Source organism: Streptomyces sp. P9(2023), assembly GCF_032436795.1.
Taxonomy (GTDB): Bacteria; Actinomycetota; Actinomycetes; order Streptomycetales; family Streptomycetaceae; genus Streptomyces.
On the sequence record NZ_JAUPWM010000049.1, the window covers coordinates 1 to 17330 of the forward strand.

At 70.5% G+C, this 17330-nt stretch carries 18 protein-coding genes; 5 read left to right on the forward strand and 13 right to left on the reverse strand.

Annotated features, from left to right (window positions below; translation table 11 throughout):
* Nucleotides 1–146: 146 nt before the first annotated feature.
* Genes Q5762_RS33930 through Q5762_RS33945 form a run of 4 tightly spaced genes read right to left on the reverse strand, consistent with a single transcriptional unit; the run spans nt 147 to nt 3709 of the window.
* The gene (locus Q5762_RS33930; RefSeq protein WP_315896151.1) at nt 147–818 is read right to left on the reverse strand and encodes a response regulator transcription factor; all 672 of its coding nucleotides are present in this window, start codon (nt 816–818) and stop codon (nt 147–149) included.
* Nucleotides 815–2026 (reverse strand): histidine kinase, encoded by a 1212-nt coding sequence (locus tag Q5762_RS33935; RefSeq protein WP_315896152.1) that lies wholly within the window; start codon nt 2024–2026, stop codon nt 815–817. The genes Q5762_RS33930 and Q5762_RS33935 overlap by 4 nt, the downstream gene beginning before the upstream one ends.
* Before the next feature lie 10 nt (nt 2027–2036).
* Nucleotides 2037–2807 carry an ABC transporter permease gene (locus Q5762_RS33940; protein ID WP_315896153.1) on the reverse strand — a complete coding sequence of 257 codons (771 nt, stop codon included), beginning with the start codon at nt 2805–2807 and terminating at the stop codon, nt 2037–2039.
* Nucleotides 2804–3709 (reverse strand): ATP-binding cassette domain-containing protein, encoded by a 906-nt coding sequence (locus Q5762_RS33945; RefSeq protein ID WP_315896154.1) that lies wholly within the window; start codon nt 3707–3709, stop codon nt 2804–2806. The genes Q5762_RS33940 and Q5762_RS33945 overlap by 4 nt, the downstream gene beginning before the upstream one ends.
* 136 nt (nt 3710–3845) lie before the next feature.
* Between Q5762_RS33945 and Q5762_RS33950 the strand changes: the two genes are divergently transcribed.
* Complete coding sequence (locus Q5762_RS33950; RefSeq protein WP_315896155.1) at nt 3846–4418, forward strand: GNAT family N-acetyltransferase; 573 nt, start codon at nt 3846–3848, stop codon at nt 4416–4418.
* A gap of 92 nt (nt 4419–4510) precedes the next feature.
* Here Q5762_RS33950 and Q5762_RS33955 read toward each other — a convergent pair whose 3' ends face one another.
* The 8 genes from Q5762_RS33955 to Q5762_RS33990 form a co-directional block, all read right to left on the reverse strand.
* Nucleotides 4511–6022, reverse strand: a complete 1512-nt coding sequence (locus Q5762_RS33955) for a type VI secretion protein (protein WP_315896156.1) — start codon at nt 6020–6022, stop codon at nt 4511–4513.
* 1 nt (nt 6023) lies between these two features.
* Entirely contained in the window at nt 6024–7421 is a 1398-nt protein-coding gene (locus Q5762_RS33960; protein ID WP_315896157.1) for an ATP-binding protein, read from the reverse strand.
* Between the two features lie 50 nt (nt 7422–7471).
* Entirely contained in the window at nt 7472–9025 is a 1554-nt protein-coding gene (locus Q5762_RS33965; protein WP_315896158.1) for an SCO6880 family protein, read from the reverse strand.
* Nucleotides 9022–10356: a hypothetical protein gene (locus Q5762_RS33970; RefSeq protein WP_315896159.1), complete on the reverse strand. Its 1335-nt coding sequence runs from the start codon at nt 10354–10356 to the stop codon at nt 9022–9024. Before Q5762_RS33970 ends, Q5762_RS33965 begins: the two co-directional genes overlap by 4 nt.
* Nucleotides 10346–11167 (reverse strand): hypothetical protein, encoded by an 822-nt coding sequence (locus Q5762_RS33975; protein ID WP_315896160.1) that lies wholly within the window; start codon nt 11165–11167, stop codon nt 10346–10348. The genes Q5762_RS33970 and Q5762_RS33975 overlap by 11 nt, the downstream gene beginning before the upstream one ends.
* 105 nt (nt 11168–11272) lie before the next feature.
* Nucleotides 11273–11581 (reverse strand): hypothetical protein, encoded by a 309-nt coding sequence (locus tag Q5762_RS33980; protein ID WP_260230621.1) that lies wholly within the window; start codon nt 11579–11581, stop codon nt 11273–11275.
* 292 nt (nt 11582–11873) lie between these two features.
* On the reverse strand, nt 11874–12191 hold the full coding sequence (locus Q5762_RS33985) for a DUF397 domain-containing protein (protein WP_315896161.1): 318 nt from the start codon (nt 12189–12191) through the stop codon (nt 11874–11876).
* Between the two features lie 12 nt (nt 12192–12203).
* Nucleotides 12204–13055 carry a helix-turn-helix transcriptional regulator gene (locus tag Q5762_RS33990; RefSeq protein ID WP_315896162.1) on the reverse strand — a complete coding sequence of 284 codons (852 nt, stop codon included), beginning with the start codon at nt 13053–13055 and terminating at the stop codon, nt 12204–12206.
* A 211-nt stretch (nt 13056–13266) separates the two neighbouring features.
* Here Q5762_RS33990 and Q5762_RS33995 point away from each other — a divergent pair, with 211 nt between their 5' ends.
* Together Q5762_RS33995 and Q5762_RS34000 are read left to right on the forward strand one after the other, a co-directional pair.
* Entirely contained in the window at nt 13267–13719 is a 453-nt protein-coding gene (locus Q5762_RS33995) for an ATP-binding protein (RefSeq protein WP_315896163.1), read from the forward strand.
* A 166-nt stretch (nt 13720–13885) separates the two neighbouring features.
* Nucleotides 13886–14473: a Uma2 family endonuclease gene (locus tag Q5762_RS34000; RefSeq protein WP_315896164.1), complete on the forward strand. Its 588-nt coding sequence runs from the start codon at nt 13886–13888 to the stop codon at nt 14471–14473.
* 26 nt (nt 14474–14499) lie between these two features.
* On the opposite strand, the gene Q5762_RS34005 is transcribed toward Q5762_RS34000, so the two are convergent.
* On the reverse strand, nt 14500–14937 hold the full coding sequence (locus Q5762_RS34005; RefSeq protein ID WP_315896165.1) for a hypothetical protein: 438 nt from the start codon (nt 14935–14937) through the stop codon (nt 14500–14502).
* Between the two features lie 451 nt (nt 14938–15388).
* Here Q5762_RS34005 and Q5762_RS34010 point away from each other — a divergent pair, with 451 nt between their 5' ends.
* Both Q5762_RS34010 and Q5762_RS34015 read left to right on the forward strand, forming a co-directional pair.
* Nucleotides 15389–16426 carry an NlpC/P60 family protein gene (locus Q5762_RS34010; RefSeq protein ID WP_399495359.1) on the forward strand — a complete coding sequence of 346 codons (1038 nt, stop codon included), beginning with the start codon at nt 15389–15391 and terminating at the stop codon, nt 16424–16426.
* Between the two features lie 179 nt (nt 16427–16605).
* The gene (locus Q5762_RS34015; protein WP_315896167.1) at nt 16606–17322 is read left to right on the forward strand and encodes a phosphatase PAP2 family protein; all 717 of its coding nucleotides are present in this window, start codon (nt 16606–16608) and stop codon (nt 17320–17322) included.
* Nucleotides 17323–17330: the final 8 nt, after the last annotated feature.

A 17330-nucleotide genomic window follows, 5' to 3' on the forward strand; every position in this document is an offset into this window, starting at 1 on the left:
CCCGGAAGCTAAGCCTTTCAGCGCCGATGGTACTGCAGGGGGGACCCTGTGGGAGAGTAGGACGCCGCCGAACAATCATTGTGGGAAAGCCCCGCACCTTATGGTGCGGGGCTTTTCTGCGTTCAGGGGCCAATTCGCCCCGCCCGCTACCGGTCCGGGGTGACCAGGCGGGTGTCGTAGGCCAGGATCACTGCCTGGACGCGGTCCCTCGCGCCTGTTTTGGCGAGGATTCGGCTTACATGGGTCTTCACCGTTGATTCCGCAAGGTGGAGGCGTTCGGCGATCTCCGTGTTCGTCCATCCCTGGGCGATGACCGTGAGGATCTCGCGTTCGCGGTCCGTGAGGGATGCCAGGCGGGAGTCCGGGCTGGGTGGGGCGGCTGACGTCATGGGCGGGAGGTGGTGGATGTACGCGTCCAGGAGGCGGCGGGTCAGGCTGGGGGCCACCACCGCGTCGCCGCTCGCCACCGCGCGGATGCCCGAGAGCAGCTCCTCCGGTTGGGCGTCCTTGACCAGGAATCCGCTGGCGCCGGCGCGCAGGCCCTCGTAGGCGTACTCGTCCAGGTCGAACGTGGTGACGATCAGGACGCGGGTGCGGGCGCCGGTCGCGACGATGCGGCGCGTGGCCTCGATGCCGTCGAGGCCCGGCATCCGGATGTCCATCAGCACGACGTCCGGGCGGTGCCGGTCCACCAGGCGGATCGCCTCGGTGCCGTTCGGCGCCTCGCCGACGACCGTCATGTCGTCCTGGCTCTCCAACAGCATGCGGAAGCCGAAGCGTTGCATCGCCTGGTCGTCCGCGATCAGCACCGTCGTCACGAGGGGGAGTCCTCCAGGGGGAGTCGGAGTCGTACGCGCCAGCCGCCGCCCTCGGGCAGCGGGCCGGCTTCGAGTGTGCCGTCGTAGAGCTTGGCCCGCTCGCGCATTCCTGTGACTCCCTGGCCCTTGCCGATGGGTAGTGCGTTCCGCGTTGTACGGGCTGTGTCTGTTACTTCCACCGTCAACTCCTCCCGGGTGGAGGCCAGGACGACCGTTGACTCCGCGCCTGCGCCCGCGTGCTTGAGCGTGTTCGTCAGGGCCTCCTGGACCACCCGGTAGACCGTCAGTTGGGCTCCTGCCTCCAGACCTTCCGTGTTCGCCTCGGATTTCACGTGGATCGGCAGGCCTGCCTTGCGTACGCCGGCGATCAGGGTCTCCAGGTCGGCCAGGGTGGGCTGGGGGTCGCGCACCGCCTCGCCGCGCAGGAGGCGGCGGAGTTCGGCAAGGGCCTGGCGGCTCGTCGTACCGATGGCGTCGAGGGCCTCGGCGGCGCGTTCGGGGTTCTTGGCCGCCGCGTACCGGCCGCCGTCTGCCAGGCCGGTGATGACGGAGAGGTTGTGACCGATGATGTCGTGCATCTCGCGGGCGATCCTGGTGCGTTCGGCGGCCGCGGCGAGCTGGGTCTGCTGGTCGCGCTCTACTTCGAGGCGGCGGGCCCGGTCGACGAGGGCGGCGGTGTAGTCCTTGCGGGAGCGGACCGCGATGCCGAGCAGGGCGACCATTCCGTACGCCCACAGGGTCGGGACGATCTGCTGGTCCCAACTGTCCTGGGGGTAGCGGATCGTGCCCACCACCAGGGGTGGGGTGAGGAGGGCGAGCGTCCACGGGAGCGTGCGTCGTAGGGGCAGGCGTAGCGCGATGTGGAAGACGACGATCATCTGGAGGAGCGCGGCCTGGAGGAACGCGCCGCTCCAGTTGCTGATGAGCGACGCGCAGGCCATCACCGTCAAGGCGGAGAGGGGGTGGCGGCGGCGCCACAGCAGGGGGAGGGAGAGGGTCAGGCTCATGGCCGTGATCAGCCAGACCGGGACCGAGGGGTCCCGGGCCGTGTTTCGCCAGCCGCCCGCCGCGTCGATCAGGGCCGCCGCCGTCCAGAAGGCGGTGAGCAGCCCGTCCCAGACCCAGGGGCGGTGAGCGTCGAAGGTCCGTACCCGCTGGGTCTGGCGCTGGATGTAGCGGCTGAGCGGCTCCTGTTCGTCCGTCGTCACTCGCTCATCCTCATACGTCGCGGCGCTTCAGCAACAGCGCCGGGACGATCAGGGTGGCCGCCGCCCACAGGCACAGGGCCAGCAGGGCGGCGCCCGGGGAGGCCGCGGTCTCCATCGGGGTGGCGGAGCCGAGGGCGCCGGCCGCCTGGGTGGGGAAGTACCGGATCGCCGTGTCGACGGCGTCGTACGGGAGCATCCCGAGGACCTCCGGCAGGACCATCACGCCGCCGATGAAGGCGCCGATGCCACCCGGGACCGAGCGGAGCGCGGCGCCGAGGCCGAGGGCGATGAGGCCGAGGAGCGTGACGCCGGCGGCGGTGCCGGCGATGGCGGCGAGGACGCCTTCGTCGGCGAGGGAGGCGGCCTGGTCGGTGTCGGAGAGGAAGAGCTGCGCCGTGAGGAAGGTGACCAGGGCGGCGACGAAGGAGACGGTGAGGACGACCCCTGTGAAGACGGTGGCCTTCGCCCACAGGACGGGGAGCCGGCGCGGTACGGCGATCAGGGAGGCTCTGATCAGGCCGGTGGAGTACTCGCCCGCCGTGACCAGGATGCCGAGGACGGCGAGGCAGATGGCGCCGAGCTGGGAGCCGTAGAGCGTGAGGATGACGGTGTCGACGTCGGAGTCGCCGCCGTCGGACGTGTACGTGGCGCCCATGAGGATGCCGACGCCGAGGAGGAACCCGACCGAGGCGAGGACGGTGATCCAGGTGGAGCGGACCGTCCACAGCTTGTGCCATTCCGAGTGGAGGACGCGGGCCGGGGTGATCGCGGGGGTGGTCATGCGGCTGCTGCTCCTTGGTATTCGACCGAGTCGTGGGTGAGGTCCATGAACGCCTGCTCCAGGGAGACGGTCTGCGGGGTGAGTTCGTAGAGCGGTACGCCATGGGTGGCCGCCGTCCGGCCGATTTCGGCCGCGTCGATGCCGGTGATGCGGAGGGTGTCCGGCTCCTCCGTCGTGACACCCGCTTCGGGGAGCAGGCCGCGCAGTCGCGCCGGTTCCGGGGTGACGACCTTGACCGAGGCGCCGCCCGACTCCCGTACGAGCGCGTCGACGGTCGTGTCGGCGAGGAGGCGGCCCTTGCCGATGACGATCAGGTGGTCGGCCGTCAGGGCCATCTCGCTCATCAGGTGGGAGGAGACGAGGACCGTACGGCCTTCGGCGGCGAGGGACTTGAGCAGCGTACGGATCCATCGCACGCCCTCCGGGTCGAGGCCGTTCACGGGTTCGTCGAGGACGATCGTCCGCGGGTCGCCGAGGAGCGCGGCGGCGATGCCGAGCCGCTGGCCCATGCCCAGCGAGAAGCCCTTGACCCGGCGGCCGGCGACCTCGGTGAGGCCGGTCAGGCCGAGGACGTGTTCGACGCGGGAGCGGGGAATGCCGTGGGTGTGGGCGAGCGCCACGAGGTGGTGGTAGGCCGAGCGGCCGGGGTGCAGCGAGCGGGCCTCCAGGAGCGCGCCGACCTGGGTGAGGGGCGCGGGGTGGGCGGCGTAGGGGCGGCCGTTGATCGTCGCGCGGCCGCGCGTGGGGGCGTCGAGGCCGAGGAGCATGCGGAGGGTGGTGGACTTTCCGGCGCCGTTGGGGCCGAGGAAGCCGGTGACGGTGCCGGGGTGGACGGTGAAGCTGAGGTCCTGGACGACGGTCCTGTCCCCGTACCGCTTGGTGAGTTCGTCAGCTCGGATCATGTCCACGACGCTACGGAGCGGGGGGTGGGGGATCGTCCGACCGTGGGCGGGGAGTGGGGGGTGGGGCGTAGTACCGGGGTACGACGGACGGTAATGCGGTTGTCGGGGCTGGTGGGGTGCGCCGAAGATCGGGGGCATGAGCTATCTGATACGTACGATCCGTGCCGACGAGTGGGAGCGGGCCCGCGAGATCCGGCTCGCGTCCCTCCAGGACCCGGTGGCGGAGATCGCCTTCCTCGACACGTACGAGGAGGCGGTGAAGCGGCCCGATTCCTTCTGGCGGGAGCGGGCCGAGGGGGCGTCGGAGGGGGCGTCGGAGAGCGGGACGGGCGTCCGGCAGTTCGTGGCGGAGGCCGCGGACGGGAGCTGGGCGGGCACGATCACGGTGCTCGTGGAGCGGCCGGCGGACGAGGTGCGGTTCGGGGGGCCGGCGAAGACCGATCAGACGCACATCGTGGGGGTGTACGTGCGGCCCGAGGCGCGCGGTACGGGGGCGATCGACGCGCTGTTCCGGGCGGGGGTGGAGTGGTCCTGGTCGCTGCCGGAGCCGTTGATCCGGCGGGTGCGGCTGTACGTCCACGAGGACAACGCGCGGGCCGCCGCGTTCTACCGGCGGTTCGGGTTCGTGGCGAGCGGGGAGACCGTGGCGTTGGAGGGGGACGGCGGGGCGCTTGAGGTGGAGTACGAGTACCTCAGGCCGGTGGCCTAGCTTCGACGTGCCGGCACCTGGGGTCCTGGTGGCTCGGGTCTCGCGCTGGAACAGTTCGCCGCGGGGACGTACGAGGTGGACCGGGTAGGGCGTCACCGCGTGAGGAGTTCCTCCGGCCAGCGGGCGCGGGCCTGTTCGTGGGAGCGGAGGAGGGCCAGGGTGGGGAGGCCCGTGTCCTGGCCCGTGGTCAGGAGGTCCGGGAGCTGGGGGAGCGGGGCCACCGCGGCGGCGTCGTCGAGGACGAGGGTCAGTGGTGGGTCGAGCCGACCGTCGGATGACCGTGCGGCCATGCGGCGGCCGTGCTCGACCACGCTTGCGGCGAGGGCGGTGAGCAGAGGCATCGCGCCGGGGCGGGTGCGCGGGTCCTCGATGGGTTCACCGACCACATAGAGCGTGCCCCCTTCGGCGACGAAAGATTCCAGCGTCAGCGAATCAGTTCGATTCGGGGTGCACGCGTCCCTGATGTGGATCGACGCGAGCGCGGCGAGCGCCCGGGCGGTCAACTCCTGTGCGATCTCGCGCCGTTCCGGGTGCCCGGTGAGCGCGGACTCCAGGAGGCCGGCGTGGCCGGAGGCGGCTTTGGGGTGCGTACGGAGGATCCGTACGGGTTCGTGGGCGCCGGTGCCCTGGGCCCAGCGGTGGACCTGCTTGAAGGGGCGGTCGTCCAGGGCGGCGGCGTGCAGCCAGCAGCGCAGGAGCGTTTCCGCGGTGTCCGCGACGGCGGCGTCCAGGCGGGACGGCGGGCGTACGGGGGCGAGGAGGGCGACCGCCCGTTCCTGGGCCCTGGCCGGGTCCTCGCAGCCGGCGGACGGCGACCAGTGGAGGCGGGCGGGGGTGTCGCAGAGGTGGCCGGGGTCGTAGACGAGGACGGGGCCGAGCTTGCCGCGGGCGTCCTTGGTCTCGGCCCAGAGCGTCGGGTCCGAGGTGACGACGAGGGCCGGGCCCTCCGCGTCCTGGAGGGCCTGGAGGGCGGCGGGGCGGCGTGTGGCGGGGGTGCCGTAGACGACGCCGGTGGCTACCGGAGTGGCTGGAGTTGTCGGCGTTGCCACGGGGGCCACCGGCTCGGCCAGGTCCTGGTCCACGTCCGGGTCCAGGGGCTTCCTGGGCGCGGGCGGGTGCTCCGAGGGTGGTGCGTAGGCGGGCGTGGCGACCCGTTCTGCGACCTCCGTCGCTTTAACGGCCGCCGTACGCGCGGAGTTCCGCGCCCCTGTCCCGTACAACCCCGTCCCGTACGCGCCTCCCCGCTTCCCCGCCCGTACCGTCCTCCACCGCGCCAGCGTCCCCACCAGGAACACCACGAGCACCACCAGCACCATCAGCTCGCCGATGAGCAGGCCCCAGAACAGTCCGTACCCCGACAGCTCACCCGCCGGGACGTCCGGCCACGCGCCCGCCAGGTCCTGCGGGCGGCCGATCAGGGCGCGGACGGCGGTGGGGGTGTGGGTGAAGGTGACCCCGTCCGGCCAGGCGCCCTTCGAGAGCAGGGCGGCGAGGCCGGTCGCGGTCCACACGAGCACCGTCAGGCCGACGGGGATGCCGACCAGGGCGAGCACCAGCCCGTCCGGGACCCCTCCTTGCTGCCGCTCGGGAGACTGCTTCCCCATCTCACGCCACTCCCGACCGTGAGGGGTCGTTCAGCTGCTGCTCCATGAGGGCGGCGCGCTGTTCCGTCTCCCATTCCAGTTCGGGGTCGACGGGCGAGGACGACTCGGTCATCGCGCGGTCGGTGTAGACGAGCGGCCGTTCCTTCTCGGTGATGAGGTGTTTGACCACCTGCACATTGCCGTTGACGTCCCAGACGGCGATGCCCGGGGTGAGCGTCGGGATGATCTCGACGGCCCACCGTGGCAGGCCGAGCACCCGTCCCGTAGCCCGGGCCTCGTCGGCTTTCTGGGCATAAATGGTGCGGGTGGAGGCCATCTTGAGGATCGCCGCGGCCTCCCGGGCCGCCGCGCCGTCGACGACGTCCGAGAGGTGGTGGACGACCGCGACGAAGGACAGGCCGAGCCGCCGGCCGAACTTGAGCAGCCGCTGGAACAGCTGCGCCACGAACGGGCTGTTGATGATGTGCCAGGCCTCCTCGACCAGGAAGATGCGCTTCTTCCGGTCGGGGCGGATCCAGGTGTGCTCCAGCCACACGCCGACGATCGCCATCAGGATCGGCATGGCGATGGAGTTGCGGTCGATGTGGGACAGGTCGAAGACGATGAGCGGCGCGTCGAGGTCGATGCCGACGGTCGTCGGCCCGTCGAACATGCCGCGCAGGTCGCCGTCGACCAGCCGGTCCAGGACGAGCGCGACGTCCAGACCCCAGGCGCGTACATCGTCTATGTCGACGTTCATCGCCTCCGCCGACTCCGCCTCCGGGTGGCGGAGCTGCTCGACGATGTCGGTGAGGATGGGCTGGCGGTCGGTGATGTGGTCGGTGACGTACGCGTGGGCGACCTTGAGCGCGAAGCCGGAGCGCTCGTCGAGGCCGTGGCCCATCGCGACCTCGATGATCGTACGGAGCAGGGCCAGCTGCCCGGTCGTGGTGATCGACGGGTCGAGCGGGTTGAGCCGGATGCCGGCGTCGACGGCGACCATCGGGTCGAGGCGGATGGGGGTTATCCCCAGCTCCTGCGCGATGAGGTTCCATTCGCCGACGCCGTCCTCGCCCTGGGCGTCGAGGACGACGACCTGCCGGTCGCGGAAGCGCAGTTGGCGCAGGACGTACGTCTTCTCCAGGGCCGACTTGCCGTTGCCGGACTCGCCGAGGACCAGCCAGTGGGGGGCCGGGAGCTGCTGGCCGTACAGCTGGAAGGGGTCGTAGATGTAGCCCTTGCCGCTGTAGACCTCACGGCCGATGATCACGCCCGAGTCGCCGAGGCCGGGGGCGGCCGTGGGCAGGTAGACGGCCTGGGCCTGGCCGGTCGAGGTGCGGACGGGCAGGCGGGTCGTCTCCACCTTCCCGAAGAGGAAGGAGGTGAAGGCTTCGGTGAGGGCGGAGAGTGGATCTCGCATGTGCACGGGCCCCTTAGCGGCTGGCGTGGCTGGCGGCTAGTGGCGGGTGGCTAGCGGCGGATGCCGGTCGCGAACGGCAAGGTGTTCACAAAGGCCCGGTGGTGCTCGCGGTCGCACCACTCCAGCTTCAGATACGACTTGCCGGCGGAGGCCCTGATCGTGCGCTTGTCCCTGGCCAGGGCTTCGGGCGAGCGCGACGACACGGTGATGTACCCGACCAGGTTGACGCCCGCGGCGCCGCTGGCGAGGTCTTCGCCGCGCTGGTCGAGCCGGCCGTGCGCGGCGATGTCGCGCGGGTCGACCGTGCGGTTCATCTTGGCCTGGCGGGAGGCCTCGGCCTCGTCGTTGGTCTTCTCGGTGAGCATCCGCTCGATGGCGACCTCGGTGGGTTCGAGGTCCATCGTCACCGCGACCGTACGGATCACGTCGGGGGTGTGGACGAGGAGCGGCGCGAGGAAGTTGACGCCGACGGGGGTCATCGGCCACTCCTTCACCCAGGCGGTGGCGTGGCACCAGGGGGCGCGGGTGGAGGACTCGCGGGTCTTGGCCTGGAGGTAGGTGGGCTCCATGGCGTCGAGCTCGGCCGGCCAAGCGTTTCGTTTCGTCATCGCCTGGATGTGGTCGATGGGGTGGTCCGGGTCGTACATGGAGTGCACGAGGGAGGCGGCCCGGGACTGGCCGAGGGGCTGCCGTACGCGGATGTCTGCCTCGGCGAGTCGGGCGCAGATGTCGGTGAGCTCGCGGGCCATGACGACGGCGAGGCCGGCGTCGCGGTCGAGCTTGCGGGCGCCGGAGGTGTGGCGGGCGGCGCGGGCCATGGCGTTGGCCTCGGCGGCGAGTTCGCGGGTGTAGTGCATGCAGGCCACGAGGTAGGCGCGGTGCTGCTCGCTGGAGGTGGAGACCATCGACTGGAGCTGCTCGTACGATTCCTGGAGCCAGCCGGGGGACTGGGTGTCGCCGCGCTGGGCGACGTCCTTGGCGTGGGCGTCGGGGTCGGCGGGGAGCGTACGGGCGAGCATCTGCAGGCGGGTGACGAAGCCGTCTCCGTTGGCGACGTGCTTGAGCAGCGTGCCGAAACGGTCCACCAGCGCTTCCTGGTCCTCGCTGTCGCGCAGGCCGACGCCGGGGCCCTCGATCTCGATGGCGGCGGTGACGGTACGGCGGTCGGCGTGCAGCAGGACGGCGATCTCGTCGGGGCCGAAGGGCGCTGCGAGCCAGATGATCCGGCCGATGCCGGGGGGCGGGCCGATCTCGACCTCGCGGCCGTCGAGCCGGACGCCGGCCTCGGTGGCGGCGGAGCGGTAGGCGGTGCCGCGCTTGAGGGACCGCTTGTAACTGCGGTTGATCTCGAACCATTTGTAGAAGGTGCGGTGCTTGTACGGGACGTACACGGCGGCGAGGGCGAGGAAGGGGAAGCCGACGAGGAGCACGATCCGCAGGGTGAGGGCGGGGACGAGGAGTCCGCTCATCATGCCGAGGAACGCGCCGGCGATGATGAGGGCGATCTCGCCGGTCTCGCGGTTCTTGCCGACGATCGCGTTCGGCCGGGCGCGGCCGATGAGATACGTACGGCGGGGCGCGACCGGCTGGGACTGGGTCGTCAACGCCCTCCACCTCCTGAGTTCTTGCGGTTGCTGTGCGGGGTTCCTGCGGTCGGGCTGCTGCTACGCGGCGGGGGTGCGGCGGAGGGGACAGATCCGCCGCCGCCCCCGCTGCCCCCGGCGCCGCCTGCCGTGCCGCGGCTGCTGTGGGCGGCGACGCCGCCCGAGAGCGGGTTGGCGGGGCGCGGGGCGCTGCCGCTGTTCTGGTTTCCGCCGCCACCGCTGTCGCGGGTGCTGTGGGTCTTGATGCCCTGGGAGACGAGGGAGGCGGGGGAGGAGAGAACGGCCGCGGCGGCGTTCTCGCCGGCGCGGTGGATGCGGTTGTTGCGGGAGGCGACGATCTCGTCGCCGAAGCCGGGGACGAAGCGGTAGATCATCGCGGAGGCGAAGATGGCGAGCAGGATGATCGCGAGCCCGGAGACGACGGCGGAGAACGAGTCGGGTCCGGTACCGGAGGAGAGCGCGCCGGCGAGGCCGAGGACGATGACGATGACCGGCTTGACCAGGATGATCGCGATCATGATCCCGGCCCAGCGGCGGACGTGGCCCCACATGTTCTTGTCGACGAGGCCGGAGTAGACGACGACGCCGAGGAGGGCGCCGACGTAGAGCATGACGGCGCGCAGGAAGAGTTCGAGGTAGAGGACGCCGGCGGCGAGGATGCTGACGAGCGAGACGATGATCAGCATGATCGGCCCGCCGCCGATGCTGTCGCCCTTCTGGAGGGCCTCCTTGAAGCTGCCGAAGAAGACGTCGGTCTGCTGACCGGTGCCGGCGGCGATGACTTCGGTGACGGCGTCGGTGGCGTTGACGACGGTGTAGAGGATGAGCGGGGTGAAGGCGGAGGCGAGGACGGTCAGCCAGAGGAAGCCGATGGCCTCGGACATGGCGGTGGTGAGGGGGACGCCGCGCATGGCCCGCTTGGCGACGGCGAGGAGCCAGAGGAGGAGGGTGAGGAAGGTGGCGGCGGCGAAGACGATGGCGTAGCGGCCGAGGAACTCGAGGTTGGTGAAGTCGACGTCGGCGGTCTCTTTGACGGCGGTGGAGAGCTTGTCGACGATGGCGACGGCGGCGTCGGCGCATCCGCGCGCGAGGGAGGAGAGGGGGTCCAGGGCGGCGGTGGGGTCGGGAGCGCGGTTGCCGGTACCGGAGCCTTGACCGTTCTCGCAGTAGTCGCGGGCGGGGCCCACGATGAGGTCGCACTGCTCCTTGGTGGGCGGCGTAGGCGTGGGCGTCGGCGCCGCGTACGCACGGGAGGCCAGCAGCACGACGGACGTCTGGACGGCGGCCAGCAACGCAGCCAGTTGCAGCGAACGACGGGGGCTAGCGGGCATACGTGAAGCCTCCGTACTCCTGGACGGCCTTGGCGATCGCGTCGGCGTCGGAGGCGGTCCGGTCGGTGTTCACCGGGGCCGGCCCTTCCTTCTGCGAGAAGCTCTCCACCTTCCAGTCGTTGTCGGCCCAGCGGAGAGCGAGGGTCATCGTGAACCAGTCGTTCGTCACCGGGTTGGTGGAGCTGACCCCGGCCGTGCCGAATACGCCGGTGCACCAGACTTCCACCGTCGCCGCGCTGTCGGAGAACTGCGTGACCTTGGTGCCGACCGGCGCCGTGCGCGATACATAGGTCATCCCAGCAGCAGCGTTGCCGTTGGCGTCGAGGCCGAGTTTGTCGAGGAACTCCCGGCTGTAGGCCTTGTCGAAGCTGGCGTCGAGCTCGGCGACCTTGTCCTGGACGAACAGCTGCGCGACGATCTCGCCGCGGCGATCCGGCTTCAGGATGTCGGCCGAAACAAGCGCTACCGAGAAGTTGGCGGCCGCGCTCTGCGCCCCCTGCTCGTCCCGCGCGAAGCCCCTCGGGATCTGGCCGTTCTTGCCCGTCACCGGGCTCACGCCCGTCGCTGCCGTGGGGGTCTGTTTGCCGTCGGCGGTCGTGGAGCCGGAGGTGTTGTCCGTGCCGGCGTCTCCGCCGCCTCTGTTCGCGAAGGCGATCGCGGCGATCAGGAGGACCACCACGCCCACACCCGTGATCAGCGAGCGCGAGCCGCGCGGGCGGCGTTGGGTCGCGTACGGGTCGCCGGTGCCGCCCTCGGGGAGGCGCGTGCGGGTCTGGCCCGAGCCGCCCATGTCGTCGTCGCCGAGGCTCATGACGGGTACGCCCCCTCAACCGTTCGCGGGTACGACAGAAGCCGTGCTGGTCTCCGCGCGGGCGCGGTGTGGTGACTGGACATCAGGGAACGCGACCTCAGGTGGTTAGACGGCCATCCCGTACACGATCGTGAACAGCGTTCCCAGTGAGCCGATGATGAAGACGCCGGTCAGACCGGCGACGATCAGGCCCTTGCCCTGCTCCGCGCTGAAGGTGTCCCGGAGGGCGGTCGCGCCGATGCGCTGCTTGGCCGCTCCCCAGATGGCGATGCCGAGGCAGAGCAGGATGGCCACGGCCATCACGACCTCGATCATCACCTTGGCTTCATTGCCCAGGCTCCCGAAAGGCCCCCAGTTCGGGGCGATTCCACCGATGATGGTGGTGATGTCGCCCTCTTCGGCCGCCAGGTACATGTAACTCACCGCCCCTGTTGGGTAGTTCGTCGCCCCTGCCGGATGGCATGGGTCATCGCCCTATCTTCGCTGATGAAACCGCTCGCGTGTGACGGCTTGACGGCTCTCTTTACCCGATCACCGCACATGTGACCGATCCGACCGTCTTGACCTGCGATGGCGTGGCCGGTTTCCATGCGACGAAGCGTATGGTCACTCTGTGTATCACGCAGGGTGACTCCGGGCAATGACTGTCGTTGTTACACCTCAGGCCGCGTATCGCCCGGACGTGAGCCCTTCACTCCCCGGTGCGCTACCCGAAGTGGTCGAACTCCCCGTCGCGCACGCCGCGCACGAACGCGTCCCACTTCCGCGCGTCGGTCGTGACGGTGCCGTCCGCCCGGAGGTGTACAGCGTCTCCCGGCCCATGAGCCACCGTGATACCTACTGCGGTGTCGCCCGCCTTCAGGGCGTCGAGCAGGGCGCGGAAGCGGTCGGGGGTGACGGTGAGTATGGAGCCGGTGGGGTCCGCGCTCTCGGTGAGTCTGATGTGGCCGTCGGGGGCGGTGGCGACGTGCACGCAAGCGTCACCTTCGGAGCAGTACGAGGACTTCTGCCAAGTGAGGGACATGGGCGCGTTCCTTCAAAGGTGTTGGGCGATGTGGTGGATGTGATCCCGGGCCTTCTCCTGGTCCAGAGCCACGTCTTCCATGCGGTCCAGTAGCTGGCGGTACTTGGCCAGCTGGGCCTCCGCGTCCAGGAGGACGGGCCCGTGTGACTGGTCGAGGTGGACGGTGTCGAGCTGCGGTACGGGGCCGGACGCGTAGCCGACGGACTGGCCTGAGCCCGGGAAAGCGCCCACATCGAACGGGATGACGAGAATCGTGATGTGCGCGCGCTCGCTCATGTCCAACAGGTACCGAAGTTGCTCGCGTGCCACGGTGGGTCCGCCGACTTTCATCCGGAGTGCGGCCTCGTGGATGATCGTCCGGTACGGGGTCGGGTCCGGCCGGTAGAGCACACCTTGGCGCTTGATTCGGTGGGACGCCCTGTGTTCGATCTCGGGGGGCGTCAGCGCGGGGATGCTCTGCCGGAAGATTTCGCGGGCGTGATCAAGGGTCTGGAGCAGGCCCGGAATATGGGCTGTGTACGCAGTGCGGAGGGCCACGGCATGGTGCTCCAGCTCCGCGAGGTCGAGCATGCCCGTCGGCAGCACCTCCCGGTACTGCTCCCACCACCCCCGTGTCCGGTCGCCAGTCATGGCGGCCAGAGCGGTGACGAGTTCCTGGTCCGTGCAGGAGTATGCCCGGGCCATCGCGCGGATGCGCTCCGCGCTCACGCCGAAGCGGGCCGTTTCGACGTTGCTCAGTTGGCCCGAGCTGGTGCCCAGCTCCTTTGCCGCCTCGGTGGCGGTCAGGCCGGCCCGTTCGCGCAGTTTGCGCAGCTCGGAGGCGAGGCGGACGCGGCGGGCGGTGGGGGTGGGCCTTGCGCTCATGCAACTCCTCCTCGGCCAAGGCGTGTTCGACGCGTAACCCACACGAGGGTTAAAGCATGTGATTTCTCGAATAGCCGCAAAGTTCCTTTGCGGCTGACCCTAGTGTGTGACGCAGGCCACCCGCCTGGAAGCACCCCGCTCGACGGAGCGGCCTCGTCACCAGGCACCCGCCACGGCGTCATCCAACTTCCCTCTCCGACCGGAGACTTCCATGACGGCAACCGTATCCCCGCCCGCCGCCCCCTGGGCCTACACGCTCACACTCCCGAACGACCCCCGCGCCCCCGGTGTCGCCCGCCGGACCCTCCGTACCGTCCTCGCCGCGCACGGCATGAGCGGGCTCGCCGATACCGCTGAGCTGCTGGCGAGCGAGCTCGTCACCAACGCGCACCGGTACTCCTCGGAGCCGTACACCCTCCGCCTCCGCACACTCCAGGGTCCCGATCGGCTGCGGGTCAGCGTCTGGGACGCCAACCCGGTCATCCCGCCGCCTTTCCGGGGGCCGCTGGCCCAGCCGCCCGACTGTGAGGCCGAGCGCGGGCGGGGACTGCTCCTCGTGCAGCTCTGCGCCGACAGCTGGGGCGCGTGCGAACTCCAGGGTGGGGTGCACGGGAGCGGCGGCAAGCTGCTCTGGGTGGAGTGTCAGTGGGGTGACCTATCGTGACTGTACGTATTCGAACCGGTCGGAGTCGTGACAGGAGGCCGTGATGTCCGAGGCCCACACATATCCCTGGCAGTACGGTGGAGAGGCCGCCGAGCGGGACACAGGACCTCCCCCTGGCCCCACTCGCGCGCCTCAGGAGCCCGAGCCGCAGGTACGGAGGCCGCACATGTCCGAGCTTCACACCCTGCGCGTTCGCCCTGGACGGTTGCGCGAGATCGCCGAGCAGATCGAACAGACAACGGGTCTGCGCGTGCAGATCGTGGGAGGAAATCTCGTGATGTCCCCGACGCCGCGTGGCAAGCACGCGGCAGTGGTCTACCGGCTTGAGGAAGCGATCAGGCCCCGGCTGCCCAAGTCGCTCATCGCCGTGGAGATGGCGTCCATCGAGATGCCCGGTGATCCCGACGACTATGTGACGCCTGATCTTTCCGTCTGTACCGCCGACTTCCTGGAGTCCGACGACTGGCTGATCGACCCGCTCGACGTCGAACTCGCCGTCGAGGTCGTCTCCGCCTCAGAGAAGGCGCGGGACATCTCCCAGAAGAACGACTGGTACGCCGTCGCCAACGTCAAGGCCCTCCTCGTCATCGACCCCCGTCACGGCACCTGGGCGCTGCACACCCGGCCCGAAGGAGGCGCGTACCAGGACGTGCGGCGTGGCAAGTACGGCGAGGAGGTCCCACTGCCCGAGCCGCTTTCGCTCCGCCTGTCCACGGAGGGACTTCCGGTGTACGGGGCGGCCCGGCAGGAGTGACGCCGACCCGCCCCCGACCCGGGCGGTCAGCCCCCGGCGTACGGGGTGTCGACGTGACTGACCTCGTGCAGGCCCGCGCCGGCCACGCGGTAGACGGCCGTACGGGTCAGGGTGTTGACCGCCGACGGGTCCGACTCGCGGCGCGTCCGGTAGACCACTGTCACGGCGGGGCCGGTCACCGTGACGGAGACCACCGGGGTGCGGTCGCCGAGGGACTCCGTGGCGAAGGGGACCGGGGTGCCATGGCCGTTGCGCCAGACGACCAGGGTGTAAAAGCGGGCCGTGCCCTGCGGGGTGACCTTCACGACGCCCACGGCGTCGGCCGCACCGTCCCCGACGATGTGGCCGATCGCGCACTGGGGCTGGAGGTCGACCCGCACCCCGTCCTCACCCTCCCAATGGCCGTCCGTCAGCCGCATCGAGTCGCGCGGGTAGTCGGGCAGCTTGACGAGGGCGGTCTGCACCGGGGCGTTCCGGAGCTGATCGCACGTCAGCGCGGCGGCGATGGGCCGGGCGGTCGGCGTGGCCGAGGTGGGGCGCGGGGTCGGGCGGGAGGTCGGGTGGGAGGTCGGGGTCGCGCTCCGATCGGCGTCGGGGCGCGTGCTCTCGGTCGGGCCAGGGCCCCCCGGGGCGCCGCCGGCCCCGCCGTCGTCCGGGCCGCAGCCCGTCAGCAGGACCGCGGTCAGTGTGTCGCGGCCAGGCCCGCGACGGTCAGTCTTGCCGTTCTCACGTGCTTCATGGTCTTCCCCCTGTGTATCCGGATCCCGCTGTACGACGTGACGGGAGACGCCCCGAATGTCGTCCGGGGTTGCAGGACTTTATCCGAAACGGGTAACGGCCCGCCCACCCCTCCGACGGGTGGCGCGCCTAGACTTGTCGCTCGATGGACTGCCAAGACACCAAGGGTGGTTGACGGTGCGTAGGGCGCGCAGGGCGGGCAAGGCGTGGCTGGTGGCCGGCGGTGTCGTCGGCGCCTGCCTCAGCTTCGTCGCGCTGCTCGTCGTCGGTACGTACTCCGCCGCCGCCGGGATCCTCGGGGGCGCCGGGAGCGGCAAGAACGGCACCGTGGCACTGGCCAAGGGGGCCGTGCCCGCCGCGTACCAGGGCCTTGTGCAGCAGTGGGGGAACCTCTGCCCCGCCATCAACCCGGCCCTGCTCGCCGCCCAGCTCTACCAGGAGAGCGGCTGGAACCCGAGGGCCGTCTCGCCCGCCGACGCCATGGGCATCGCCCAGTTCATCCCCGGTACCTGGTCCGGCCACGGCATCGACGGGGACGGCGACGGCGACCGGGACGTGTGGGACCCCAAGGACGCGATCCCGTCCGCCGCCTCCTACGACTGCGAGCTCGCCGGCTACGTGAAGGACGTGCCCGGGGATGCGACGGACAACATGCTCGCCGCGTACAACGCGGGCGCCTACCGGGTCATCAAGTCCGGTGGCGTGCCCCGGATCAGCGAGACCCAGAACTACGTCAGGATCATCCGTTCCCTGGAGAAGAGCTTCGCCCGGCCCGTCGGCCGCGTCGAGCCCTCCCGGCAGGCCGCGGGCGCCATCTACTACGCGCAGCAGAAGCTCGGCACCCCCTATCTCTGGGGCGGCACAGGAACCGCGGCTCAAAATGGCCGATTCGACTGCTCCGGGCTGACCCAGGCCGCGTACGAGTCCGTCGGGATCCAGCTCCCGCGCGTCGCCAACGACCAGTACAACGCGGGCCCCCACCCCTCCCGCGACGAACTGCTCCCCGGTGACCTGGTCTTCTTCTCCGACGACCTGACGAACTCCCGCGCCATCAGGCACGTCGGCATCTACGTCGGCGGCGGCTACATGATCGACGCCCCGCGCACCGGCGCCGTCATTCGCTTCGACAAGATCGACACGCCGGACTACTTTGGTGCGACCCGGGTGACGAAGGACGGCGCGGCGGCGCTTCCGACCCATCTTCCGCAGACCTGACGCCGCGTCGGCCGGAGACCTGGCGGAGACCGGCCGTTGGCCGGAACTCTGCGTTAAGCACAGGCCCTGAGCTGCGACGACGTGTCACTCTTCGGTAACGTCAGGGCGATCATCGAGGAAGAACGGAACGCCCGCGTCAGGCAGTTCGTTCGACTCACGTGACAAGGCAAGGGGCAGCAGTGGCTGGACTCGCATCGGACGGTTCGAACGCCGATGTCAGCCTGCTCTACGACATCAACGGGCTGGCGCGGGACGCCCCGCCCTGGTTCGACCGTGTCATGGGCTTCGTCGGCGAGTACGGGATCATGCTCGCCCTCGTCCTCGTCGCGCTCTGGTGCTGGTGGAGCGTCCGCCGCCGGGGCACCCTCACCGACTCCGTCTCCGCCGTCGCCGCGCTCGTCTGGGCCCCGCTCGCCGCCGGCGTCGCGCTCCTCGTCAACATCCCCATCCGCGGCTTCGTCGAGCGCCCCCGGCCGTTCAACGAACACCAGGGCCTCGACGTCCTCGTCGCCGGCAAGACCGACTTCTCCTTCGTCAGCGACCACGCCACGCTCGCGATGGCCATCGGCGTCGGGGTCTTCGTCGCCCACCGCAGGTTCGGCCTCGTCGCCATCGCGCTCGCCTTCGCCGAAGGCTTCTGCCGCGTCTACATGGGCGTGCACTACCCGACCGACGTCATCGGCGGCTTCGCCCTCGGTACGGCGGTGGCCCTGCTCCTCGCCCCCGTCGCCCACGCCCTGCTGACCCCGGTCGTCGCCGCGATCGCCCGCTCCCGCCGAGGGGCGCGTCTGGTCCGCTCCCGCAGCGCCGCCGACCGGTCCGCCCTGCCCGAGACCCTCGACATCCCCGAACCCCGGATCGGTTCGGGCCCCGGCGAGAAGGACCTGGCGGCCTGAGCCGTAGA